Origin of the sequence: Ralstonia sp. GX3-BWBA, assembly GCF_003290055.1 — a bacterium.
GTDB lineage: Bacteria > Pseudomonadota > Gammaproteobacteria > Burkholderiales > Burkholderiaceae > Ralstonia > Ralstonia holmesii.
Window position 1 is genome coordinate 521615 of sequence record NZ_QMKS01000009.1, and the last position, 24501, is coordinate 546115.

The following is a 24501-nucleotide window of genomic DNA, read 5'->3' on the forward strand; positions in this document are numbered from 1 at the left end:
CAAATACTTGAGGGCGGCTTCGGCCGCCCTTTTTCCTGTGCGCGATATATCGAGTATGAAACCCCACCGCCCGCGCGGAACGGGGGCTGCGCTACACTCGAAGTTGTATCGGATGCAACAGTCCCGCTTCGCGGATTGACGCACCGCACCACACCATGACCGAAACCGTCATCCCCCTCTACGATCTGCGTGATGGCCAGCACCATCGCGCCACGGTGCCTAATGTCCCCAATGTGCTCGTCCCCGCAGAGGGCACGCTGACGGACACGCGCGGCCGCCGGCTGCACGATCTGCGCATCTCGGTGACGGACCGCTGCAACTTCCGCTGCGTCTACTGCATGCCGAAGGACGTGTTCGACAAGGATTACCGCTTCCTGCGGCATTCCGAGCTGCTGTCGTTCGAAGAGATCGAGCGCATGGCGCGGTTGTTTATAGAGCACGGCGTCGAGAAGATCCGCCTGACCGGCGGCGAGCCGCTGCTGCGCAAGGACATCGAACGCCTGGTCGAGATGCTCGCGCGCCTGACCACGGCCGAAGGCAAGCCGCTGGACCTAACGCTCACCACAAACGGCGCCCTGCTTGCACGCAAGGCGCAGTCGCTCAAGGACGCGGGCCTCAGCCGCGTAACCGTCAGCCTTGACGGCATCGACGATGCGACTTTCCGCCGCATGAACGACGTCGACTTTGCGGTGGGCGAAGTGCTGCATGGCATCGAAGTGGCGCACAAGGTCGGACTGGCACCGATCAAGGTCAACATGGTCGTCAAGAAAGGCGACAACGATGACCAAATCGTGCCGATGGCGCGTCACTTCCGTGGCAGCGGGATCATCGTCCGCTTTATCGAATACATGGACGTGGGCACGACCAATCACTGGGAAATGCGTTCTGTCGTGCCCTCAGCGGAGGTCATCAAGCGGCTCTCGGCGGAGTTTGCGATTGAACCCGTGTCGGCCAACTACAGCGGCGAGACCGCCGAGCGCTGGCGCCACGTCGATGGCACAGGCGAAATCGGCGTGATTTCCAGCGTGACGCAGGCGTTCTGCCACGAGTGCACGCGCGCCCGGCTGTCGACCGAAGGCAAGCTATATCTCTGCCTGTTCGCCACAGAAGGTTTCGACCTGCGCGCCCTATTGCGCAGCGGCGCGACCGATCTCGAACTCTCCAACGCGATCCGCACGGTCTGGCAAGGCCGCGCCGACCGCTACTCCGAATTGCGTGCCAGCGGCGAGGCCCATCCGGCCGGCCGGCGCATCGAAATGTCCTACATCGGCGGCTGAACCCGCCAGCATTCAACGACATGATTCCAACATCCGACATCACCGGCCTGATCCTGGCCGGCGGCCGGGGCAGCCGCATGGGCGGCGTCGACAAGGGCCTCCAGACATTTCGCGGCGCGCCAATGGCGATGCACACGCTGATGCGCCTGTCGCCGCAGGTCGGCCATATTCTGATCAACGCCAATCGCAACCTCGCCGCGTATGAATCGTTTGGCGTGCCGGTGGTGGCGGATTCGGTGCCGGACTTTGCCGGCCCCTTGGCGGGCATCCTGGCCGGGCTGGAGCAATGCCAGACGCGCTACCTGCTGACCGCGCCTTGCGATTCGCCCTTCGTGCCGACCGACCTCGCGGCCAAGCTCTCGCAGGCAATGGAGGAGGCCAACGCGCGCATCGCCATGCCGGTGACGATGGAGCCGGATGCGCAAGGTCAACTGCGTCGGCAAGTGCAGCCGGTATTCTGTCTGATCGATGCGCTGCTGGCCGACGACCTGATCGCCTATCTGCAAGGCGGCGGCCGCAAGATCGAAACCTGGGCCGCGCGCCACGCGACGGTGGACGTGTTGTTTGACGACAGCACCGCCTTCGCCAACATCAATACGCTGGAAGAGCTGCACCATCTGGCGGAGCGCCGCTAGAGCGCCAACGCCATCCGATCCCTCATCGACGCCATGACCACCCTCGCCTCTGTCGTTTCGTGCCTGTCCGATTACGATCCGAACGCCCTGCCCGTCGCGCAAGCGCAAGCCATCATGCGCGACTTCGTGCAGCCCGTGAGCGGCGTGGCCCGCGTGCCCATCCGCAGCGCGCTTGATCGCGTGCTGGCCGAAGACGTGCTGTCGTCCATCGATGTGCCTTCGCACGATAACTCGGCGATGGACGGCTTTGCCTTTGCCAGCGCGGAACTTGCAGGCGAGACAGGCGAAGTCTCCTTGCGCGTGATCGGTACGGCGTACGCGGGTGTCGCCTTTGATGGTGCGCCCAGCGCAGGTGAAGCCGTGCGCGTGATGACCGGTGCCGTCATGCCGGCAGGCTGCGATACGGTCATCCCGCAGGAATTCACGCAAGGCGATGCTGAGACCGTCCGCTTTGCTCGCGATGCCGTGCGCGCCGGCGACAACCGTCGTCTGCGTGGTGAAGACCTTGCGCGAGGCAGTGCCGCGCTGTCCGCCGGCCGTACGCTGCGCCCCGCCGATATTGGCCTGCTCGCATCCCTCGGCATCGCCGAAGTGTCTGTGCGCCGCAAGCTGCGCGTGGCGTTCTTCTCCACCGGCGACGAGCTGCGCTCCATTGGTGAGCCGCTCGACGCCGGCTGCGTGTACGACTCCAACCGCTACACGCTGCACGGCATGCTCTCGCGCCTGGGCGTGGAACTGCTCGACATGGGCGTCGTGCGCGACGACCCGGCCGCGCTCGAAGCCGCCTTCCGCACCGCCGCCGAAAACGCCGATGCGATCATCACTTCGGGCGGTGTCTCCGTCGGCGAAGCGGACTTCACCAAACAGATGATGGCCAAGCTCGGCGACGTGACGTTCTGGAAGATCGCCATGCGCCCGGGCCGACCGATGGCGTTCGGGCGCATCGCGTCAAATGGCCGCAGCGCGTTCCTCTTTGGCTTGCCGGGCAACCCGGTGGCGGTGATGGTGACGTTCTATCACTTCGTACGCGGCGCGCTGCTGCGCATGATGGGCGCCACCGACGCCGGCGCACCACTGGTGCCGGCCGTGAGCGCTACCCCAATCCGCAAGCGCCCAGGGCGCACGGAATACCAGCGCGCAATCGCCGCCCTGAATGCTCGCGGCCAGCTTGAAGTCCGCCTGACCGGCCAGCAAGGTTCAGGCGTCCTGCGTTCCATGAGCGAAGCAAATTGCTTCGTCGTGCTCGCACACGAACAAGGCCAGGTCAACGCCGGCGACGCCGTGCAGGTACTGCTGTTCGACGGCCTCGTCTGAGTGGCGTGGCGACGGCGGCTCTTGTGCCGGCTGCAACACCGCATGCTGTCGGTTTTTTGCGTCACCTGCTGGCTGCGGGTATCGGCGCATCGGTCGATTCGCTACACTCTGCGCCAGTTTGATTGTTTCGGATTTGAGCTTGAGCACTGCCATGATGACCAAGGAGATTGCGTATCTTCACCCGGCCCACACCGCACGCGCGCTGGTGCTGGTGTATCTCTGTTTCTCGCTGCCGGTCGTAGGGCTGTTTTTCTTCGTCGGCTTCGTCCGCTACGGTGAACTGCCGACAATTGTCGTGCTCAGCGGCCTGATCCTCAATGCTCTGGTGGGTTTTGGTGCGCTGTGGCTCGCCTGCCACGCCTACAACTGGGTAGCCGAGCGCTTTGGCGGTATCGAGATCCTGCTGCGCGACGTGCCGGAAGAAGCCTGATCGCTTCTGCGCGGGTCAAGAAGAAGGGGCGGAAATATCCGCCCCTTTTCTTTTGCTGACGCCGACGTTCTGTTCGGCCCGGCTTTACTCGGCCTCGGTTTCGTCGTCCTGCGGCACGGCGGTTTCCAGCCCCAGCACGCTCTGCGCGGAATCGCTCGGCAGCGCCTCCACCGCCTTGAGCTTGCGGTTCATCTGGCGCGTCCGCACCTCGGCCTGCTCGATGTTGCTGACGGCCCGCTCCAGCGTTTTCTTGGTCGCGGCCAGCACATCGCCAAACTTTCCGAACTCGCTCTTCACGGCGCCGAGCACTTGCCAGACTTCGCTGGAGCGCTTTTCCAGCGCCAGTGTTCGGAAACCCATCTGCAGGCTGTTGAGGATAGCCGTAAGCGTGGTCGGGCCTGCCACCGTCACGCGGAACTTGCGCTGCAACTCGTCCGTCAGGCCCGGACGGCGCAGCACTTCTGCATAGAGGCCCTCGGTCGGCAGGAAGAGGATGGCGAAGTCGGTCGTGGCCGGCGGCGCGATGTACTTCTCGTGGATGGTCTGCGCCTCTTTGCGCACCGCGACTTCCAGTTCGCGGCTAGCGGTGGCAGCGGCGTCGGCATCGGCCCGTTCCTGCGCGTCGAGCAGGCGTTCGTACTGCTCTTTCGGGAACTTGGCGTCGATCGGCAACCAGACCGTTGCATCGTGATCGGCATCGGTCTTGCCGGGCAGGCGGATGGCGAATTCCACGCGCGCACCGGTACCGTGCACGGTCTCGACGTTCTTGCCGTACTGCTCGGGCGTGAGCATCTGCTCCAGCAGCATCTCAAGCTGAACTTCGCCCCAGGTGCCGCGCGTCTTCACGTTGGTCAGCACCTTCTTCAGGTCGCCCACGCCCTGGGCCAGCGCCTGCATTTCGCCCAGGCCGCGATGCACCTGTTCCAGCCGATCCGACACCAGCTTGAACGATTCGCCCAGGCGCTGCTCCAGCGTGGCGTGCAGCTTTTCGTCGACGGTGCGGCGCATCTCGTCGAGCTTGGTCGCGTTGTTCGCCTCGATGTCCTTGAGCTTCTGTTCCAGCGTGGCGCGCACCTCAGCCAGGCGGCGTTCGTTGCCCTCACCCAATTGGGAGAGCTGCTGCTGCATCGTCTCGCCGAAGCGGCGCAGCGCGTTACCCTGCTCCTCGCGTGCCTGCTGGGCTTGCTGCTGCAGGTTTTGGCGCACGGCTTCGAGCTGCTGCGTGTTCGTCTCAGTCAGCTTGGTGAGCTGCTGCGCAAACGTGTCGATCTGGTTGTTCTGCAGCGTGGCGACGCTGGTGAGCTGTGTCGCCAGCACCTGCTGGAACTGCCCCAGTTGCTGTGCGACGTCGCTGCGGCCGATGCGGGCCGTCTCAGCGATTTCGCCGCGCAGTTCTCGCTCGATGCGTTCGTTGCCGCGGATGAGTTCATCGCGCAGTGCCGCGAGCATCGGCGACGCATCGTTTTCCGCCGGGCGAGACACGCCACGCCAGATCAACACGCATAGCACAGCCACCACGGCTATGCCCAGCAAGGTCAGTAAAGCCAGCCAATCCATATCAGTTTTCGATCAGGAGGACGCGCGCTGCGCGAGCGCATCCGGGTTCAACAAGTTGGGCGGCTGCCCGGCGTGCGGGCCGAAGCCCAGCGCAGCGATCAGGTTATCGGCCGCCAGGTTGGCCATACCCAGGCGCGTGCCCAAGGTGGCACTGGCAATGTGCGGTGTGAGCGCCACGTGCTCGGCCTCCAGCAACGCCGGATGCACCTTCGGCTCGCCCTCGTACACATCCAGGCCGGCCGCGAAGATGCGTTTGTCCGCCAGCGCCTGCGCCAACGCTGCGTCATCCACGATGCCGCCGCGCGCGAGGTTGACCAGCGTAGCGGTCGGCTTCATCTGTGCCAGCTCTGCGGCGCCGATGGCGTGGTGGCTTTCCTTGGAATACGGCAGCACCAGCACGAGGTGATCCGCCTGCTTCAGCAGCACATCCTTGCTGACGTACGTGGCGCGCGTCTCCTGTTCGACTTCCGGCGAGAGCCGGCTGCGGTTGTGATAGATCACACGCATCGAGAAGCCGCTCGCACGCCGCGCCAGCGCCTGGCCGATACGGCCCATGCCAAGAATGCCCAGCGTGCTGCCGTACACCTCGGCGCCAAGGAAGGCGTCGTAAGTCCAGCGCTTCCAATGCCCCTCACGTAGCCAGCGTTCGGATTCGGACACACGGCGAGCGGCGGCCATGAGCAAGGCCCAACCGAAGTCGGCGGTGGTCTCGGTCAGGATATCGGGCGTGTTGGTGGCCAGGATGCCGGCGCGCGTCATCGCCGCGAGGTCAAAGTTGTTGTAGCCGACGGCCATGTTGCACACCGCGCGCAGGGTCGGCACGCGGCGGATCAGATCGGCGTTGATGGTGTCGGCGGCGTTGGACAGCAGGCCCACGCGACCTTGCAAACGCTCCGCCAGGGCTTCGGGCGGATAAGCGACGTCCGCCTGGTTGTCGATCACATCGAAGGTCTCGCGCAAGCGCTCCAGCACTTCGGGAAACATCGCGCGGGTGACAAGGATTCCGGGTTTCATACGTTCAGCACACGTTCGGTTAGCGGAAGAAGACGAAGGTCATCAGAACGAAAATCGGCACGAGAATGCACACAGACCACAACATGTAGCCAAAGAAGCTCGGCATCTGCAGGCCACGGCTTTCGGCGATGGCCTTGACCATCAGGTTGGGCGCGTTGCCAATGTAAGAGTTGGCGCCCATGAACACGGCCGCAGCGGAAATGGCGGCCAGCGTGGAGGCGCCCTCGCTCATCAGCATGCGCGCGTCGCCGCCTGCGGTGTTGAAGAACACGAGATACGTCGGCGCATTGTCGAGGAACGACGACAGCAACCCCGTCGCCCAGAAGTACATTGCGTTGTTCGGCTGGCCCGCGCTGTCGTTGACGAGATGGACGATGCCCGCGAAAGGACCGTCCACGCCGGCCTTGAGCATGGCGATCACCGGCCCGATCGTGATGAAGATGCCGGCAAACAGCTTGGCGACTTCCAGAATAGGCTCCCAGTTGAACTCGTTGCCGGCGCGCGCGCCCCCAGGCGTGAGCCACAGAGAAAGCAGCGCGATCACCACCAGCCCGATGTCGCGCACTACGTTCTGCAGCAGCACCTCGGTGCCCATCACATAGAAGACGATGCCGGGCTTCCACAGCCCGCTCATCAGCACGAGTCCGAGAATGCCTGCCAGCAGCACAAAGTTGACGTTGCCCTCGAAGCGTACCGGGCCGGCGTCGTCCGGCGTGGCGTCGGTGATGTTGGGCAGCTCTTCCTTGCCCGTGTGATAGAGGTAGCTGTCGATGACGAAGAAGATCGCCAGCAGCAGCACCCACATCGTGAGCGTCTGGCGCCACAGATGTTGCGTGGTCCAGAAGAAATCAACGCCCTGCAGGAAGCCGAGGAATAGCGGCGGATCGCCCAGCGGCGTAAGCGCTCCACCGGCATTGGCTACCAGAAAGATGAAGAACACGACGACGTGTGCGCGATGCCGGCGTGCTTCGTTGGCGCGCAGCAATGGCCGAATCAGCAGCATGGCCGCGCCGGTCGTCCCCATGATGCTGGCCAGGGCCGTGCCAAGTGCGATCAAGCCGGTATTGAGCTTTGGCGTGCCGTGCAGATTGCCGCGAATGCAGATGCCACCTGCAACAACGTACAAAGCGGCGATCAGAGCGATGAAGGGAATGTATTCAGCAAGGGCCGCGTGATTGACGGAAGCGATGGCCGCGTCAGAGCCGAACACGATCCCGAACGGGACCAGAAGCGCCAACGCCCACGCCGCCGCGATCTTGCCGTAATGGTCGTGCCATAGCTTTGGCACGACGAGCGGTGCAATGGCAATCGAAAGCAGGATGCCCGCAAACGGCACACCCCACAGCAGATGCAACTCAGCGCCGCTCACATCAGCGGCGCGCGCCAGGCCACAGACAAACAGGAAAACAAGGGGCCAGAGGCGTTTCACGTAGGCGTTCTCCTAATCGCGGGCGCACATCGCAAACGCAACTGCGCCACACAAACAAAGACGCCAGTGTAAACGCCAGAGGTCTGTCGCCCCTTAAACATCCACGGAGGTTTGATGCAGCAACGAGCCCCGAACGCTGTCTCAGGAAGCCGTCACCACGATCACGTGCACGCGGTACGGGCCATGCGCGCCAAGCACGATAGTCTGCTCGATATCACCCGTGCGCGACGGCCCGCTGATGACGTTGGTGGCGCGCGGCAGCTCGCCCCGCTCCGCTCGCATCAGCGCATAGGCGTCTTCCAGATTGGCGACGATGCGCGACTGCGGCACCACGGCGATATGCGTCTCGGGCAGCAGCGCCGTGGAGGCGACATTCTCCGGCCCCGACAGCAGCATCAGGGAGCCCGTCTCGGCAATCGCGCAGAAGCAACCCGTAATGCCGACGAGATCGCTGTGTTCATGATCGGCTTTTGCTTCACGCACGGGCGGACGGAATTCGACGCCGATGCCGGCCGCCGCCCAGTCAAGCGATTGCAACGTTGTCCAAGCCACCGCCTGCGGTTGAAGGTTCAAGCCAGACAGATAGCGGGCCACAGCGCCCGGCACGTCGGATAGCGCGCCCACCGTATCCAGCGTGGAGGCCATCTTCAGTGCCTGCTCGGCGAAATGCGCGGCGAGGTTCTCGGGCACTGGCGGGCGCGGGCCGGCGGGATGGCGCGCGAGGTAATCCACCACGGCGTCGTGCTCACCCTGTGTCGGCTTCTCGGGACGATGCTGCGCATTGCGGATGCGCCCAAAGATGGCATCGCGTGCACGGCTGGTGTCGAGCGGGTCGACGGGGGTGTCCGGTTGTGATTCCATGGCGGCTCCGAAAGATCGGTCGATTATACGAGCCGCTTCGAGCACGATCAGCCAACGCCGTTGAAACTTATTCGGCGCTGGCGTGAGCCTTATTGCACGCCGAACACTTGCTTCAGGTACGTGAGATAGGCCGGATCGTCGCACATGGTCTTCTCCGGCGCATCCGACAGTTTGGCCACCGGTTGGCCGTTGCAGCGGACCATCTTGATGACGATCTGCAGCGGCGTGTAGCCCAGGTCGTTGGTCAGGTTGGTTCCCACGCCAAAGGCCAGCTTGCAGCGGCCGTGGAAACGCTCATACAGGCCGATGACCTTGGGCATGTCGAGACTGTCGGAGAAGATCAGCGCCTTGGACTTCGGCTCGGCACGCATGTCCTCGTAATGCTTGAGCATGCGCTCGCCCCACTCGAACGGGTCGCCGGAATCGTGGCGCACGCCGTCGAAGAGCTTGCAGAAAAACATGTCGAAGTCGCGCAGGAAGGCGTCGAAGCCGTAGGTATCCGACAGCGCGATACCGAGATCGCCGCGATATTCCTTGGCCCAGGTTTCCAGCGCAAAGGTCTGGGAATCGCGCAGGCGCGGACCGAGTGCCTGACAGGCTTGCAGGTACTCATGCGCCATGGTGCCAAGCGGCGTCATGCCGTGCTTCATGGCGAAGTAGACGTTGCTGGTGCCCGCGTACTGGGCGCCGAGCTGCGCACACGTCTCCAGCAGCACATGTTCGTGCCAGGTGTGCGAGAAGCGACGGCGGGTGCCGTAATCGGCAATGCGGCATTCTTCCAGGCCGGGGCGCTTCAGCGATGCCAGCTTGTCGGTCAGGCGGCGTTTGCCCTCCTCCCACTGCGGGTGCGTCTGCGTGCGGCTGAAGAACACCTCGTTGACGATGGCCAGGACCGGCACCTCGAACATGATCGTGTGCAGCCACGGCCCCGCGATGACGATCTCAATCTGCCCATCGTTGCTGGGCGCCTGACGCACGTCGATGTACTTCTCGTTGAGATGAAACAGGTCGAGAAAATCGACGAAATCGCTCTTGATGAAGCGCATCCCGCGCAGGTAATCGAGTTCCGCATCGGTAAAGCGCAGGGTGCAGAGATGGCGGATTTCCGCACGAATCTCGTTAATGAACGGCACCAGATCAACACCCGTGTTGCGGCACTTAAAGCGGTATTCGACGTGCGCGCCAGGAAAGTGATGCAGCACCACCTGCATCATCGTGAATTTGTACAGATCGGTATCGAGCAGCGAGCGGATGATCATCGGACGGCGCCAAAAGCCATATGGACTGGCCGTCATGCTAACCGAAGCCACGCGGGACGCCCGCGGCAGTCACACAAATCCCGGCGCGCAGCCCAGAAAATGGCCGTTTTGGAGTTCCAACCGGACGGGAAACCCCTTGATTCCGCTATAATTTCCGGTTTCCGACCGGATTTTTGCACCATGGAAGCAGAACGCCTCAATGCCATCCAGAACACGTTGGCCGACCTGAAGTCGCGCGCCGACGACCTTCGGAGGTATCTTTGACTACGACGTCAAATCTGAACGTCTAGTTGAAGTCGATAAAGAACTCGAAAACCCCGAGGTCTGGAACGATCCCAAACGCGCCCAGGAGCTGGGTCGCGAGAAGAAGTCGCTTGAAACCGTCGTGCTGGCGCTGACCAAGCTCGATGAAGACCTCACCGGCGGCGCCGAGCTGTTCGAGCTGGCCCGCGAAGAGGGCGACGACGACACCATCGAAGCCATCGAGGCTGACACCGCAGGCATGCGCGCCATTGTCGAAGACATGGAATTCCGCCGCATGTTCTCCGGCCCGATGGACGCCGCCAACTGCTTTATCGACATCCAGGCCGGCGCCGGCGGCACCGAAGCGTGCGACTGGGCGTCGATGCTGCTGCGCCAGTATCTGAAGTACTGCGAGCGCAAGGGCTTCAAGACCGAAGTGCTGGAAGAATCCGAAGGTGACGTTGCCGGCATCAAGAGCGCGTCGATCAAGGTCGAGGGCGAATACGCGTTTGGCTTCCTGCGCACCGAAACCGGCGTGCACCGCCTCGTGCGCAAGTCGCCGTTCGACTCCGCGGGTGGCCGCCACACGTCGTTCTCGTCGATCTTCGTGTATCCGGAAGTCGATGATTCGATCGAGATCGAGGTCAACCCGGCGGATCTGCGTGTCGACACGTATCGCGCTTCGGGTGCTGGCGGTCAGCACATCAACAAGACGGATTCGGCCGTGCGGATTACGCACATCCCGACCGGCATCGTCGTGCAGTGCCAGAACGACCGCTCGCAGCACCGCAACCGTGCTGAAGCGATGACGATGCTGAAGTCGCGCCTGTACGAGCACGAGCTGCGCAAACGTCAGGCCGCTGCCGACGCACAGGAAGCTGCGAAGACCGACGTGGGCTGGGGCCATCAGATCCGCTCGTATGTGCTCGACCAGAGCCGCATCAAGGATCTGCGCACCAACGTGGAAATCTCCAACACGCAGAAGGTGCTGGACGGCGACCTGGATCCCTTTATCCAGGCCAGCCTGAAGCAGGGCGTCTGATCCGAGCCAAACCAGAGCGACTGCCATGTCTGACACGTCCCTGTTCATCCTGACCGGTGCCTCGCGCGGCCTGGGCGCCGCGCTGGCCCAGGCGCTGATGCAACCCGGTCGCCGCCTCATCTGCGTGGCACGCGGCGATAACGCTGAATTGCGCGCGCAGGCAGCAGCCGCCGGCGTGACGCTCGACTGGCACCAGGTCGACCTGTCCGACGCGCATGCCGCCGAGGCCTGGATGACCAAGACGCTTGCCGCCCTGCCCGCTTTTGCCAACGTGACACTGGTGCTGAACGCCGGCGCGGTCGAGCCGATCGGCACCATCGACACGCTGCGTGCCGATACGCTGCTGCCGCACCTGCAACTGAACCTCGCAGGCCCGATGGCGCTGACTGCTGCCCTGCTGCGCGGCACCGCCGAGTGGAACGCGCAGCGCCGCGTGCTGGCGATTTCGTCAGGCGCGGCGCGCCGGCCGATCGCCGGTTGGGCGGCATATTGCACGGGCAAGGCGGGGCTGGACATGTTCGTGCGCGCCCTCAATGCCGATGGCGACGCCAGCGTGCGCGCCGTGGCGCTGGCCCCGGGCGTGATCGACACCGACATGCAACGCACCATCCGTGGCGCCGACTTTGCCGGCGTGCAGCGCTTCCGCGATCTGCACGCGCATGGCGAGCTGGTCTCGCCGCAAGACGCCGCCACGCGCATCGCCGCCTACCTCGTCCGCCCCGATTTTGGCGCGACCGAACTGGACGACCTGCGCAACATCGCCTGAACCGACATTCCTCTCCTCACCATCATGACCGAACAGAACAACCCGGCCGAATCGAACACCGCGGCCGCCGTGCCGGCGCAGGACGACAACAAGATCATCGCCGAGCGCCGCGAGAAACTGGCAGAGATCCGCCAGCAAGGCGTCGCGTTCCCTAATGATTTCCGCCCGACGCACCATGCCGGTGATCTGCAAGCCAAGTACCGCGAGTTGGAGCAGGCTGCGCTGGAAGCCGAACCGGTGCAGGTGGCCGTTGCCGGCCGCATGATGCTCAAGCGCGTGATGGGCAAGGCCAGCTTTGCCACCGTACAGGACGCCACCGACCGCATCCAGTTCTACATCAGCCGCGACGCCGTGGGCGAAGACGTCTACGCCAGCTTCAAGAAGTGGGACCTGGGCGACATCGTGGCTGCGCGCGGCACGCTGATGAAGACGAAGACCGGCGAACTGTCGGTGGCTGTGACGGAGCTGCGCCTGCTCTCGAAGAGCCTGCGTCCGCTGCCGGGCGACTACTACGGCCTGGCCGATCAGGAACAGAAGTATCGCCAGCGCTACGTCGATCTGATCGTGTCGAAGGAAACACGCGACACCTTCCGCGCCCGCACCAAGGCCATGGCCTCGCTGCGCAACTTCATGGCCGGCAACGGTTTCATGGAAGTCGAGACGCCGATGCTGCATCCGATTCCGGGCGGCGCGGCAGCCAAGCCCTTCATCACGCACCACAACGCGCTGGACATGCAGATGTTCCTGCGCATTGCGCCGGAGCTGTACCTCAAGCGCCTGATCGTCGGCGGTTTCGAGCGCGTGTACGAGATCAACCGCAACTTCCGTAACGAGGGCGTGTCGCCGCGACACAATCCCGAGTTCACGATGATGGAGTTCTACGCAGCCTACACGGACTACCGCTGGCTGATGGACTTCACCGAGCAACTGATCCGCCAAGCGGCGATCGACGCCTCGGGCACCGCCACGCTCACCTACCAGGGCCGCGAGCTGGATCTTGCCAAGCCGTTCCATCGCCTGACCATCTGCCAAGCGATCCAGAAGTACGCGCCGCAGTACACCGACGCGCAACTGGCGGATGTCGACTTCCTGCGCGCCGAGCTGAAGAAGTTCAAGATCGACACCAACGCGCCGCAATTCCTGAACGCCGGCGTGGGCACATTGCAGCTCGTGCTGTTTGAAGAAACCGCCGAGTCGCAACTGTGGGAGCCGACCTTCATCATCGACTATCCGGTCGAAGTGTCGCCGCTGGCACGCGGCTCCGACACGCTGCCCGGTATCACCGAGCGTTTCGAGCTGTTCATCACCGGCCGCGAAATCGCCAACGGCTTCTCCGAGCTGAATGACCCGGAAGACCAGGCTGAGCGCTTCCGCAAACAAGTCGAGCAGAAGGACGCCGGCGACGAAGAAGCCATGTTCTATGACGCCGACTACATCCGCGCGTTGGAATACGGCATGCCCCCGACCGGCGGCTGCGGCATCGGCATCGACCGCCTGGTGATGCTGCTCACGGACAGCCCGAACATCCGCGATGTGATCCTTTTCCCGCACCTGCGCCGCGAAGACTGATCGACTCGGTCCTCCATCTCAAAAAACGCTCCTTCGGGGGCGTTTTTTGTTGCCCCGCAGGTGCGCAAATCCCGCGCCCACCCCGCTATTTGTAACATCGCCCCGCTTTGACAATGTGTATCAAATCCTGCCAAGCCATTGATTTTAAATAGAAAAACTGGAGTACAGATGCTTACAAATTAAAACGGCATCCGTTCGGGCGATGGACCACACTGTGATCATCGAAGGGCCGAACCACGAACCAATCACGGGCCGCAGGAGAACGAAGATGACGAACAACATCCAACCGAACCAAGGTCAACAATATGGCGGCACGTCGCCGGGTCAGGTGCCGTCGTCGTCACGACGCATGCATCCGCTGATGACCACGGCGGCTGTGGCTGTCATCATCGCCAGCCTGACTGCGGTGGCCGCCATCACTGGCGTGCTGCCGACCTCGAAGGCTACGCAGGGCAGCACAGATCCGAATGTGGCTGCGCAATCGGCAGCGGCAATGCCGGGCGCTTCGGCCCCGATGGCGCTGGCTGCACCGGGCCAGACCACGCAGCCGAATCAGGCTGCTCCGTATCCGGCGCAGAACATGGCTCCCGCTCCAACGCGAGCCCGTGAGCCGTCGTACGCTGAACGCGCGCCGTCGACCAGTCCGAGCTATGCGCAAACACAGCCGCGCCAGTCGGCCAGCCCATATGCAGGCCATGTGACGTCGGTCACCCCGATCACCACGCAGGGCAAGGAAACCGGCCTGGGCATGATCGGCGGCGCGGTGGTGGGTGGTTTGCTGGGTAACCAGATTGGGCGCGGTAATGGCCGTACGCTGGCGACAGTCGGCGGCGCAGTGGCGGGCGGTTACGGCGGCCACGTGGCGGAGAACTACTACAGCCGCGACACCCAATACCGCGTGAACGTGCGCATGGACAACGGCACGAACCGCAGCTTCACGTACAAGGCCGCCCCGGGCTTCCAGGCAGGCGAGCGCGTGCATATCGAGAACGGTACGCTGGTGGCTGGCTAACTCGCCGTCGCCTTCGCCCCAAAGAAAAACCGGCCTTCGTGCCGGTTTTTTCATGCGTGCGCGTTTAGGCTGCGCGCTTATTCGGCTTCGTCGATCCAGGCTTGCTGGATGGCCTCGAGGAACTTCTCGCCGCCACGCTTGTGGTCGTCGTCGAAGCCTTCCAGCGTGACGACCTTGTTGTGCAAGTCCACAAAATTCAGGCGCGTCGGATCGACGTCGGGGTACTTGTCGTACAGCGCTTCCGCGATCTGCTGGATGTCGTTCCATTTCATGATGGGCTCCCTCCACCGCTGGCCACTCGGCTCAGTGGTTTTCCTTGGCGTGGTTGATCGTGTACTTCGGAATCTCGACGGTCAGGTCGGTATCCGCCACTTTGGCCTGGCACGACAAGCGCGAGTTCGGCTCCAGGCCCCAGGCCTTGTCGAGCAGATCCTCTTCCTTCTCGGTCGCCTCTTCCAGCGAATTGAAACCCTCGCGCACGATCACGTGGCACGTCGTGCAGGCACACGACTTCTCGCATGCGTGCTCGATCTCGATGTCGGCGCCCAACAGCGCGTCGCAGATGGTCGTGCCGGGCTTGGCTTCGATCACGGCCCCTTCCGGGCAGTATTCGACGTGAGGAAGAACGACGATGTGTGGCATGAAGAAACTCGTTCGATAAGTGTGTTTTGGGGGATGCGATCGGCGATCAGCCGAGCTCCTCGATACGTTTGCCGGCGAGCGCCTTGCGAATGCCGCGATCCATGCGGCGCGCGGCGAATTCGTCGGTAGCGTGCGACAGGGCGTCCACGGCGTCCTTGATGGCGCGGTGGTCTTCGCCCTGCATGGTGGTGCGCAGCGAGGCAATTTCGGTGTCGATGGCCGCACGCTCTTCGGGCGACAGCAAATCGCCATCGGCCGCCAGCGCCTGCGACAGTGCCTCCAGCAAGCGCTCGCCTTCAACGCGCTCTTCCGCCAGCGCACGACGACGCATGTCGTCTTCGGCGGATTGGAAACCTTCCTTCAGCATGCGGGCGACATCGTCATCGCCCAGACCGTACGACGGCTTCACAGCAATCGCCGCCTCCACGCCCGACACCGTTTCGCGTGCCGACACCGACAGCAAGCCATCAGCATCCACCTGATACGTCACGCGGATGCGCGCAGCGCCGGCCACCATGGGCGGGATGCCACGCAACTCGAAACGCGCCAGCGAACGGCAATCGCTCGCCAGTTCGCGCTCGCCCTGCAGCACGTGGATCGCCATGGCCGTCTGGCCGTCCTTGAAGGTGGTGAACTCCTGCGCCCGAGCGACGGGAATCGTGCTGTTACGCGGGATGATCTTCTCGACCAGGCCACCCATCGTCTCGACGCCCAGCGACAGCGGGATCACGTCGAGCAGCAGCCAGTCTTCACCCGGCGCACGGTTACCGGCCAGCAGGTTGGCCTGCATGGCCGCACCGATAGCGACCACTTGGTCGGGATCGAGGTTCGTGAGCGGCGTCTGGCCAAACAGCTGGCCAACGGCACGGCGGATGATCGGCATGCGCGTCGCGCCACCGACCAGCACAACGCCCTTGATCTCTTCGACCGTCACGCCCGCATCGCGCAGCGCGCGGCGCACCGGCGACAGCGTCTTCTGCACCAGGTTGGCGGTCAGTTCGGCAAAGGCCTCTGCGGTCAGCACGAGGTGCACGGTCTCGCCGGTGGAGAGCATCGCGTCAATCTCGGTGCTGTCGGCGGTGGAGAGCCATTCCTTGGCGGCGCGTGCCTTGTTCAGCAGCAGGCGCGTATCTTCGGCAGAGAGCGGTTGCAGACCGGCTTGCTCGACGATCCAGCAGACGATGCGCTGGTCGAAGTCGTCACCGCCGAGCGCAGAGTCGCCACCCGTCGACATCACCTCGAACACGCCCTTGGTGAGCTTGAGCACCGAGATGTCGAACGTACCGCCACCCAGATCGTAGACCGCGTAAATACCTTCGGCGGCATTGTCCAGGCCATAGGCGATGGCGGCAGCGGTCGGCTCGTTCAGCAGACGCAGCACGTTCAGGCCGGCCAGCTTGGCCGCGTCCTTGGTGGCTTGGCGCTGCGCATCGTCAAAGTACGCGGGCACGGTGATGACGGCGCCGACGAGCTCATCGCCGAGCGTGTCTTCGGCGCGCTGGCGCAGCGTGGCGAGAATCTCCGCCGACACTTCCACCGGGCTCTTCACACCGGCCACGGTCTTCAACTGCACCATGCCGGGCGCGTCGACAAAGTCGTATGGCGTGTTCTCGATGTGGGCCACATCCTTCAAGCCGCGCCCCATGAAACGCTTGACTGAGATGATGGTGTTCTTGGGGTCACGCACAGCTTCGGCCTGAGCCTTGTAGCCGATGTGGGCACCGCCCGCGGGCAGATAGCGCACCACGGAGGGCAGCAGCGGGCGGCCCTGATCATCGGGCAACACTTCCGGCACGCTGCTGCGCACGGAGGCCACCAGCGAGTTGGTCGTGCCCAAGTCGATGCCCACCGCCAGACGGCGCTGGTGCGGTGCGGGCGATTCGCCAGGTTCGGAAATCTGCAGTAAAGCCATGGGGATGTCTCGATTGCGCGGATGGGCTGCCTGCCGAGGCAAACCCAACATTGTCGCAAATTCTGGGTTTTAGTCTTCCAGCCGGTCGATGGCCTCGGCGGTATCGCGTTCGATCTTTTCGATGAACATCAATTGGCGCACGGCGTCCGCTGCTGCCGCGGTATTGCCATCGCCATTGAGCAAGCCGGACAGCGCCTGATAGCGGGTACGTTTTTCCTTGCGCAGCATGCCAAGCAAACCGTCCAACGCATCGACGTTGCGCTCCACCTTGGCGTCGCCCAGGGCTTCGCGCCATTCCATTTGCTGCATGAGAAACGCGGCCGGCATGGCGGTATTGTTCTCGGCCTGCACGTCGATACCACGCAGGTGCAGCAGATACGTCGCCCGTTTGAGCGGATCTCGCAGCGTCTGATACGCCTCGTTGGCGCGCGTGGCCCATTGCATGGCGACGCGGCGTTCGGCGTCGCCTGCGTGGGCATAGCGATCCGGATGCGCCTGCGACTGCACGGTGCGGTACGCAGCGTTCAGCGCGTCGTCGTCGACCTCGAAGTGCTCGGGCAGACCGAAGAGGGAAAAATGCGTCGTGTTCGCTGACAAGCCGAAATTCATGAATAAAAAAAGCGGCTGCGCCGCCTCGTGTTCCTTATTCGACCGGCTCACCCCGATCGCACTTCAGGCATTCCACAATCACGCCGATCTTGCTGGCGCGCCCGGCTTCGGTTTCAGTCCAGGGCCGCAACTGCCAGGGCGGATCGTGGCGCATGTGCTGCCCATGCCCGCAAGCGAGACGGGCGACCCAGTGGCCTTCCTCGTCCCGCTCGAAACCGACAATCGCCTGCTTCAATGCGCCCCGCTCACACGCGGAACGACTCGCCGCAGCCGCACTCGTCCTTCACGTTCGGGTTGTTGAAGCGGAAACCTTCGTTCAGCCCTTCTCGCGCGTAGTCCAGCTCGGTGCCGTCGATGTACGGCAAGCTCTTCGGATCGACGATCACCTTGACGCCGTTGGACTCAAAGACCTCGTCTTCGGCGGCAATCTCGTCTGCATATTCGAGCTTGTAGGCCAGGCCCGAGCAGCCCGTGGTCTTCACGCCCACGCGCAAGCCCACGCCCTTGCCACGGCGGGTCAGGTAGCGGGAAACGTGCTGCGCGGCCTTGTCGGTCAGGGTGATCATGCTGCGTCCTTTCTATCCAATCCGGCTCAAGCCGCCTTCTGCTCGGCCGAGCCGTGCTTTTCCTTGTAGTCCGCCACCGCCGCCTTGATGGCGTCCTCGGCCAGGATCGAGCAGTGGATCTTCACCGGCGGCAACGCCAGCTCTTCAGCGATGGCCGTGTTGCGGATTTCCAGCGCTTGATCCAGCGTCTTGCCCTTCACCCACTCCGTCACCAGCGACGACGAAGCAATGGCAGAACCGCAGCCGTAGGTCTTGAACTTTGCGTCTTCAATCACGCCCTGCTCGTTGACCTTGATCTGCAGTTTCATCACGTCGCCGCAAGCCGGCGCGCCGACCATGCCGGTACCGACCGTGTCGTCGCCCTTCTCGAACGAACCGACATTGCGCGGGTTTTCGTAATGGTCCAGAACTTGGTTGCTGTAAGACATTTCACACCTCTATCAATCGTTGGCTGGCGCGGGGGCGCCGTTGTTCTCAAACGCCGCGCTTAGTGCGCCGCCCATTGAATGCTGTTCAGATCCACGCCGTCCTTGTACATCTCCCACAGCGGAGACAGGTCGCGCAGCTTGCCGATCTTGTTCTTGAGCAGTTCGACCACGTAATCGACCTCTTCTTCCGTGGTGAAACGGCCCACCGTGAAGCGGATCGAGCTGTGCGCCAGTTCGTCGTTGCGGCCCAGCGCACGCAGCACGTACGACGGTTCCAGCGATGCCGACGTGCAGGCCGAGCCCGACGACACGGCGACGTCCTTGATGGCCATGATCAGCGACTCGCCTTCGACGAAGTTGAAGCTGATGTTGAGGTTGTGCGGCACACGGGCTTCCATGTCGCCGTTCACATACACCTCTTCCATCGTGTTGAGGCCGCGATACAGGCGATCACGCAGCATGCGGATGCGCTCGTTCTCGGTCGCCATTTCTTCCTTGGCGATGCGGAAGGCCTCGCCCATGCCCACAATCTGGTGCGTAGCCAGCGTGCCCGAACGCATGCCGCGCTCGTGGCCACCGCCGTGCATCTGCGCTTCGATGCGGATACGCGGCTTGCGGCGCACGTACAGCGCACCGATGCCCTTGGGCCCATACGTCTTGTGGGCCGAGAACGACATCAGGTCGACCTTCAGCTTTTGCAGGTCGATGCCCACCTTGCCGGTGGCCTGGGCGGCATCCACGTGGAAGATCACGCCCTTCTCGCGGCAGATCTCGCCCAACTGCTCGATGTCCTGAACCACGCCGATTTCGTTGTTTACCATCATCACCGACGCAAGAATGGTGTCGGGGCGAATGGCTTGCTTGAAGACTTCGATATCGATCAGGCCGTTGTCCTTCACGTCCAGATACGTCACTTCGAAGCCCTGGCGCTCCAGCTCACGCGTCGTGTCCAGCACAGCCTTGTGCTCGGTCTTCACGGTGATGATGTGCTTGCCCTTGCTGCTGTAGAAATTGGCAGCGCCCTTGATGGCCAGGTTGTCGGACTCGGTAGCGCCAGACGTCCAGACGATTTCGCGCGGGTCGGCATTCACCAGTGCTGCAACCTGCTCGCGCGCGGTTTCGACGGCCTTCTCGGCTTCCCAACCAAACGGGTGGCTGCGCGAGGCCGGGTTGCCGAAGCTCTCACGCAGGTACGGAATCATCTTGTCGACGACGCGCGGGTCCACCGGCGTCGTCGCGGAATAGTCCATGTAGATGGGAAGTTGCGGGGTGCTCATATCTTGTCTGCCTTGTGTGGGGGGCGATGTTCTTGTGTGGGGCTGGCGTCGTGGCCGGCCTCACGCTGACGCAATCACGACTGCGCCAGACTGAAAACGGAGTTGACCAGCGGCGGGCGCTTGACCGGCTCGGCGGCCACCGACGTGGTGGCAGACGTGTCGACGGCGCGGGCGCGTGTCGGTGCGCGTTCGCGGCGGGCCGGACGTGCTTCACGCATGTCCTGGATCACTTCGGGCTGACGCTCGCGTTGCTGATCGACCAAGTTCTGCAGCGATACCGAATCGAGATACTCGACCATCTTCTGGTTGAGCGTGGCCCACAGATCGTGCGTCATGCAGCGGCCTGTGTGACCGCCGACATGCTCTTCGCCGCCGCAGTTGCCCTTGCCACCGCATTGGGTGGCATCCAGCGGCTCGTCCACGGCGATGATGATGTCGGCAACGGTAACGTCGTCGGCACGGCGCGCGAGGCTGTAGCCGCCGCCCGGACCGCGCACACTTTCCACGATTTCGTGGCGGCGCAGTTTGCCGAACAGCTGCTCCAGATACGACAGCGAAATCTTCTGACGCTGGCTGATGCCAGCCAGCGTGACCGGACCCTGTTCTTGGCGCAGCGCCAAGTCAATCATGGCGGTGACCGCGAAGCGGCCTTTGGTGGTCAATCTCATGGCGTCGGGGAAATACCTGATCGTTTTGCTCAAGTATAAAGGAACCCGACAAAATCGGTCAACTAAGGTGTCGGGGGATTCCGCGTCGCAGCAAGGGGATTTGCAGAGCCCGGAAACCGGGATGGCCACGCGGCAGGCCGTATTGTGGACTAAAACAATCAACCACGTTCGATAGGGCTATCACGCCACTCCCGCGGCGCAACTTGCGGGGCCGTCGCGAAGGCGCCGTCACTGCGGGTTTTTCCTTATGCGGTGAAAAGCGCAATTTGATTGACTTCTGTTACGCGGTAGCCGAGACTGTCAGATACGCAAACGTTTGCGAAGAGCGAGGCGCGATTGCCCTTAGGAACGCCTTATGGCGTGACAAGTAACGATGCCCGCACCCACCCGCCCCAGACAGGCCCCTTCCTGGAGGAGACACCATGGATATCCGCCGTCGCCGCGCCTTGCAACTTAGCGCGGGCTCTGCCGTAGCTGCAGCTCTGCCGTTCCCGTTTTCGCTGGCGTACGCCGCCAACCAGCCGCCCAAAGTGGCGCTGGTCATGAAGTCGCTCGCCAACGAGTTCTTCCTGACCATGGAGAACGGCGCCCGCAAGCATCAGAAGGACCACGCGTCGGAGTACTCGCTGCTGACCAACGGCATTCGCGACGAAACCGACACTGCCGGCCAGATCCGCTTGGTCGAGCAGATGATCGTCGCGCGTGTGGATGCGCTGGTGCTGGCGCCGGCCGACTCCAAGGCATTGGTGCCGGTCGTCAAGAAGGCCGTGGACGCGGGCATTCTCGTCATCAACATCGACAACCGGCTGGACCCGGCGGCGCTCAAGGAGAAAGGGCTCAACGTACCCTTCGTGGGGCCGGACAACCGCAAGGGGGCAAGACTCGTGGGCGACTTCGTTGCCAAGTCGCTCAAGCCGGGCGATGCCGTGGGCATTATTGAAGGCATTCCGACCACGACGAACGCGCAACAGCGCACCGCCGGCTTCAGGGATGCGGCCGAAGCCGCCAAGCTGAAGATCGCGGGGGTGCAATCGGGCGAATGGGAAATCGACAAGGGCAACAAGGTGGCGGCCGCCATGCTGCGCTCAGAACCTGACCTGAAGGCCCTGCTGTGCGGCAACGACAACATGGCCATCGGCGCCGTATCGGCCGTGCGCGCGGCGGGCAAGCTGGGCAAGGTGCTGATTGGCGGCTATGACAACATCGACGCCATCAAGGCCATGCTGGCTGATGGGCGTGTCGTTGCCACTGCTGATCAGCACGCCGATCAGCAAGCCGTCTACGGCATCGAGACCGCCCTGAAGGCGCTGGCCGCCAAGACGCCGCAGGCGAAGCTGTCGGGTGTCGTCGAGACACCGGTCAACCTCGTCACGCGTACGTAACGCCACAGACCGGCAAGCCGCCGCCAGCCATGTCTGCCGCTTACGAACCGCGCCCGCCGCTGCTGCGCGTCTCCGCCGTCAGCAAGCACTACGCCGCCCCCGTGCTGCGAGATATCGATCTCGACGTGCACGCGGGCGAGGTGCTTGCGCTCACGGGGGAGAACGGCGCCGGCAAGAGCACGCTTTCCAAGATTCTCTGCGGGCTGGAGACGGCGACGTCGGGTTCCATGACGCTGGGCGGCACGCTGTACGCACCCGATTCGCGCAGCGCTGCCGAAGCGCTGGGCGTGCGCATGGTGCTGCAGGAGCTGAGCATGGTGCCCACGCTGACGGTGGCCGAGAACCTGTTCCTCGGCGAACTGCCCCGGCGGCTGGGTTTTGTGGATCGCGCTGCGCTGCGCCATCGGGCCGAACAGGCGCTTGCACGCGTTGGTCTGGACCTCGATCCCTGGACACCCGTACACACGCTCGGCATCGGCCACCGGCAGATGATCGAGATTGCCCGCGCGCTGGCCAGCGCATGCCGGGTGCTCATCCTCGACGAGCCGACGGCGATGCTGAGCGCGCACGAAAGCGCCACGCTGTTCGAGCGCATCGACGCCCTGCGCCGCGAGGGCGTGGCCATCCTCTATATCTCCCACCGCCTGGACGAACTGGCGCGCATTGCCGATCGCATCGTTGTGCTGCGTGACGGCAAGCTGGTCACCGATGCACCGGCGGCCACGGTCACGCAGGACGCACTCATCCAAGCGATGGTCGGCCGCGACGTGGCCGCCTCATCCGAAACGCAACGGGCCGCGCGCGAGCCGTGGCTTGGTGACGGCTCGCCGGCGCTGCGGGTGACCGGTCTGACGCGTGCGCCAGCCGTGCGCGATGTGAGCTTCGACGTGGCGCCCGGAGAGATCTTCGGCATCGCCGGCCTAGTGGGTGCGGGCCGCACGGAATTGCTGCGGCTGATCTTCGGGGCGGACCGCGCGGATGCGGGCACCGTCGAAGTCGGCTCGCCGCTGGCGCCTGTGCGCATCCGTTCGCCCGGCGACGCGGTACGTCACGGCATCAGCTTGCTCACCGAAGACCGCAAGGACGAAGGCCTGATGTTGAGCCTGCCCATCGCGACCAACATCGCGCTGGGCAACATGCCCACCGTCACGAAGCGCGGCTGGCTGCAACCGGCGCGCGAGCGTGCGCTGGCGCAGCGGCACATCGGCGCATTGCGCATCCGTTGCGCTGGGCCCGAGCAACCGGTCGGAGAACTCTCCGGCGGCAATCAGCAGAAGGTTGCGATTGCCCGGTGGCTGGAGCGCGACACGCCCGTGCTGCTATTCGATGAGCCGACGCGAGGCGTGGATGTCGGCGCCAAGTTCGACATCTATACGCTGCTCGACGCGCTGGCCGCGCGAGGCAAGGCGCTGGTCGTGGTGTCGAGCGATCTGCGCGAACTCATGCAACTGTGTGATCGCATTGGCGTCATGCGCGCCGGGCGACTGACACACATCTTCCAACGCGACGGCTGGAGCCAGGACGCGCTGCTCGCCGCCGCTTTTGGTGAATCGGGCGAATCCGATTCACGTGCATCACAATCGCCCTCGGAGACCGCAGATGCGCTCTGATTCCACCCTGCCCCCGACGCCGCCCACACCGGCTGCCGGCACGCGCGCGGCGCTGGGCATGTCGCTCGGCACCATCGGCGGGTTGCTCGCTGCGCTGGTCGCCATGCTGGTGCTGTTCAGCACGCTGTCGCCGACGTTCTTCTCGCTGCCCACGTTCACCACCATCGCCAACGAGATCCCCGACCTGCTGGTGATGGCCGTGGGCATGACGTTCATTCTGATGATCGGCGGCATTGATTTGTCGGTCGGCTCGGTGCTGGCGCTGGCGGCTTCGGTGCTGTCCGTTGCCATGACCCAGTTCGGCTGGGGCTTGTTGCCGGCGGCGTTGGCGGGCGTGGTGCTGGCAACGGCGGCGGGCATGCTGACCGGATCGGTCACGGTGCACTGGGGTATTCCGTCGTTCATCGTGTCACTGGGTGTGTTGGAAATGGCGCGCGGCCTCGCCTACAGCCTCACCGATTCGCGCACGGTGTACATCGGCAGCGCGGTCGACTGGCTGGCCAACCCCATCGCGCTGGGCATTGCGCCGTCGTTCCTGATTGCGATTGTCATCACGATCGTTGGCCAGATCGTGCTGGTGCGCACGGTGTTCGGCCGATACCTCGTGGCTATCGGCACCAATGAAGAAGCCGTACGGCTGGCGGGCGTGAATCCGCGCCCCTACAAGATTGCGGTGTTCGCGTTGATGGGGCTGCTCTCGGGCCTGGCCGCGCTGTTCCAGGTGTCGCGCCTGGAAGCGGCCGATCCGAACGCCGGCGTGGGCATGGAACTGCAGGTGATCGCGGCCGTGGTGATCGGCGGCACGAGCCTGATGGGTGGGCGCGGCTCGGTCGTGCGCACGCTGTTCGGCGTGCTGATCATCTCGGTGCTCGAATCGGGCCTCGCACAGATCGGCGCCTCCGAGCCCACCAAACGAATCATCACGGGCGCGGTCATCGTCGCGGCCGTGGTCATGGATACCTATCGCAGCAAGCGCAACCGCAGCAAGCAACATTAAGA

Annotated in this window: 25 protein-coding genes; 11 read left to right on the forward strand and 14 right to left on the reverse strand. The window is 63.8% G+C overall.

The window, feature by feature from the left end; genetic code table 11:
- Positions 1-155 precede the first annotated feature (155 nt).
- From moaA to DOD19_RS10060, 4 genes are all read left to right on the forward strand, one after another.
- Complete coding sequence (gene moaA / locus DOD19_RS10045; protein ID WP_112185291.1) at positions 156-1277, forward strand: GTP 3',8-cyclase MoaA; 1122 nt, start codon at positions 156-158, stop codon at positions 1275-1277.
- 20 nt (positions 1278-1297) lie between these two features.
- Complete coding sequence (gene mobA / locus DOD19_RS10050; protein WP_112185293.1) at positions 1298-1912, forward strand: molybdenum cofactor guanylyltransferase MobA; 615 nt, start codon at positions 1298-1300, stop codon at positions 1910-1912.
- 33 nt (positions 1913-1945) lie between these two features.
- Positions 1946-3226: a gephyrin-like molybdotransferase Glp gene (glp, locus tag DOD19_RS10055; RefSeq protein ID WP_112185295.1), complete on the forward strand. Its 1281-nt coding sequence runs from the start codon at positions 1946-1948 to the stop codon at positions 3224-3226.
- Between the two features lie 151 nt (positions 3227-3377).
- The gene (locus DOD19_RS10060) at positions 3378-3656 is read left to right on the forward strand and encodes a hypothetical protein (RefSeq protein WP_004635681.1); all 279 of its coding nucleotides are present in this window, start codon (positions 3378-3380) and stop codon (positions 3654-3656) included.
- Positions 3657-3740: 84 nt separating this feature from the next.
- Here DOD19_RS10060 and DOD19_RS10065 read toward each other — a convergent pair whose 3' ends face one another.
- From DOD19_RS10065 to pncB, 5 genes are all read right to left on the reverse strand, one after another.
- The gene (locus DOD19_RS10065) at positions 3741-5213 is read right to left on the reverse strand and encodes a DNA recombination protein RmuC (protein ID WP_024976122.1); all 1473 of its coding nucleotides are present in this window, start codon (positions 5211-5213) and stop codon (positions 3741-3743) included.
- Between the two features lie 12 nt (positions 5214-5225).
- On the reverse strand, positions 5226-6227 hold the full coding sequence (locus tag DOD19_RS10070; protein WP_112185297.1) for a D-glycerate dehydrogenase: 1002 nt from the start codon (positions 6225-6227) through the stop codon (positions 5226-5228).
- A 19-nt stretch (positions 6228-6246) separates the two neighbouring features.
- Positions 6247-7656, reverse strand: a complete 1410-nt coding sequence (locus tag DOD19_RS10075; protein WP_112185299.1) for a sodium:proton antiporter — start codon at positions 7654-7656, stop codon at positions 6247-6249.
- A gap of 141 nt (positions 7657-7797) precedes the next feature.
- The gene (locus tag DOD19_RS10080) at positions 7798-8517 is read right to left on the reverse strand and encodes a lactate utilization protein C (RefSeq protein WP_024976125.1); all 720 of its coding nucleotides are present in this window, start codon (positions 8515-8517) and stop codon (positions 7798-7800) included.
- 89 nt (positions 8518-8606) lie between these two features.
- On the reverse strand, positions 8607-9776 hold the full coding sequence (gene pncB, locus DOD19_RS10085) for a nicotinate phosphoribosyltransferase (protein WP_112185301.1): 1170 nt from the start codon (positions 9774-9776) through the stop codon (positions 8607-8609).
- A gap of 180 nt (positions 9777-9956) precedes the next feature.
- On the opposite strand from pncB, the gene prfB reads away from it, so the two are divergent.
- The 4 genes from prfB (at position 9957) to DOD19_RS10105 (ending at position 14408) form a co-directional block, all read left to right on the forward strand.
- A protein-coding gene (gene prfB / locus DOD19_RS10090; RefSeq protein ID WP_102064856.1) for a peptide chain release factor 2 occupies positions 9957-11061 on the forward strand; the annotation gives its coding sequence in 2 pieces (ribosomal slippage) (positions 9957-10037 and positions 10039-11061; 1104 coding nt in all).
- A gap of 25 nt (positions 11062-11086) precedes the next feature.
- Positions 11087-11827 carry an SDR family oxidoreductase gene (locus DOD19_RS10095; RefSeq protein WP_024976128.1) on the forward strand — a complete coding sequence of 247 codons (741 nt, stop codon included), beginning with the start codon at positions 11087-11089 and terminating at the stop codon, positions 11825-11827.
- A gap of 24 nt (positions 11828-11851) precedes the next feature.
- Entirely contained in the window at positions 11852-13396 is a 1545-nt protein-coding gene (gene lysS / locus DOD19_RS10100) for a lysine--tRNA ligase (protein ID WP_045204415.1), read from the forward strand.
- A 268-nt stretch (positions 13397-13664) separates the two neighbouring features.
- Positions 13665-14408 (forward strand): glycine zipper 2TM domain-containing protein, encoded by a 744-nt coding sequence (locus tag DOD19_RS10105; protein ID WP_112185303.1) that lies wholly within the window; start codon positions 13665-13667, stop codon positions 14406-14408.
- Between the two features lie 77 nt (positions 14409-14485).
- Here DOD19_RS10105 and iscX read toward each other — a convergent pair whose 3' ends face one another.
- The 9 genes from iscX to iscR all read right to left on the reverse strand — a co-directional run bounded on the left by iscX (position 14486) and on the right by iscR (position 20510).
- The gene (gene iscX, locus DOD19_RS10110; protein WP_009238557.1) at positions 14486-14680 is read right to left on the reverse strand and encodes a Fe-S cluster assembly protein IscX; all 195 of its coding nucleotides are present in this window, start codon (positions 14678-14680) and stop codon (positions 14486-14488) included.
- A gap of 31 nt (positions 14681-14711) precedes the next feature.
- Positions 14712-15050, reverse strand: a complete 339-nt coding sequence (gene fdx / locus DOD19_RS10115) for an ISC system 2Fe-2S type ferredoxin (RefSeq protein ID WP_024976131.1) — start codon at positions 15048-15050, stop codon at positions 14712-14714.
- A 46-nt stretch (positions 15051-15096) separates the two neighbouring features.
- Positions 15097-16962: a Fe-S protein assembly chaperone HscA gene (hscA, locus tag DOD19_RS10120; protein ID WP_112185305.1), complete on the reverse strand. Its 1866-nt coding sequence runs from the start codon at positions 16960-16962 to the stop codon at positions 15097-15099.
- 69 nt (positions 16963-17031) lie between these two features.
- Positions 17032-17571, reverse strand: a complete 540-nt coding sequence (gene hscB, locus DOD19_RS10125) for a Fe-S protein assembly co-chaperone HscB (protein WP_112185307.1) — start codon at positions 17569-17571, stop codon at positions 17032-17034.
- A gap of 34 nt (positions 17572-17605) precedes the next feature.
- Entirely contained in the window at positions 17606-17806 is a 201-nt protein-coding gene (locus tag DOD19_RS10130; RefSeq protein WP_024976134.1) for a DUF3565 domain-containing protein, read from the reverse strand.
- Between the two features lie 10 nt (positions 17807-17816).
- A complete protein-coding gene (gene iscA, locus DOD19_RS10135; protein ID WP_024976135.1) occupies positions 17817-18137 on the reverse strand; it encodes an iron-sulfur cluster assembly protein IscA in 321 nt (106 codons plus the stop codon).
- Positions 18138-18163: 26 nt separating this feature from the next.
- Positions 18164-18565, reverse strand: coding sequence for a Fe-S cluster assembly scaffold IscU (gene iscU / locus DOD19_RS10140; protein ID WP_004635709.1), 402 nt, complete (start codon positions 18563-18565; stop codon positions 18164-18166).
- Positions 18566-18624: 59 nt separating this feature from the next.
- Positions 18625-19842: an IscS subfamily cysteine desulfurase gene (locus DOD19_RS10145; RefSeq protein ID WP_024976136.1), complete on the reverse strand. Its 1218-nt coding sequence runs from the start codon at positions 19840-19842 to the stop codon at positions 18625-18627.
- A 74-nt stretch (positions 19843-19916) separates the two neighbouring features.
- Positions 19917-20510: a Fe-S cluster assembly transcriptional regulator IscR gene (gene iscR, locus DOD19_RS10150; protein ID WP_024976137.1), complete on the reverse strand. Its 594-nt coding sequence runs from the start codon at positions 20508-20510 to the stop codon at positions 19917-19919.
- A gap of 422 nt (positions 20511-20932) precedes the next feature.
- Here iscR and DOD19_RS10155 point away from each other — a divergent pair, with 422 nt between their 5' ends.
- From DOD19_RS10155 to DOD19_RS10165, 3 genes are read left to right on the forward strand one after another with little or no spacing between them, the layout of a single operon-like run.
- On the forward strand, positions 20933-21892 hold the full coding sequence (locus DOD19_RS10155) for a sugar ABC transporter substrate-binding protein (protein WP_112185309.1): 960 nt from the start codon (positions 20933-20935) through the stop codon (positions 21890-21892).
- Positions 21893-21921: 29 nt separating this feature from the next.
- On the forward strand, positions 21922-23502 hold the full coding sequence (locus DOD19_RS10160; protein WP_112185311.1) for a sugar ABC transporter ATP-binding protein: 1581 nt from the start codon (positions 21922-21924) through the stop codon (positions 23500-23502).
- Complete coding sequence (locus DOD19_RS10165; RefSeq protein WP_112185313.1) at positions 23492-24499, forward strand: ABC transporter permease; 1008 nt, start codon at positions 23492-23494, stop codon at positions 24497-24499. Before DOD19_RS10160 ends, DOD19_RS10165 begins: the two co-directional genes overlap by 11 nt.
- Positions 24500-24501: the final 2 nt, after the last annotated feature.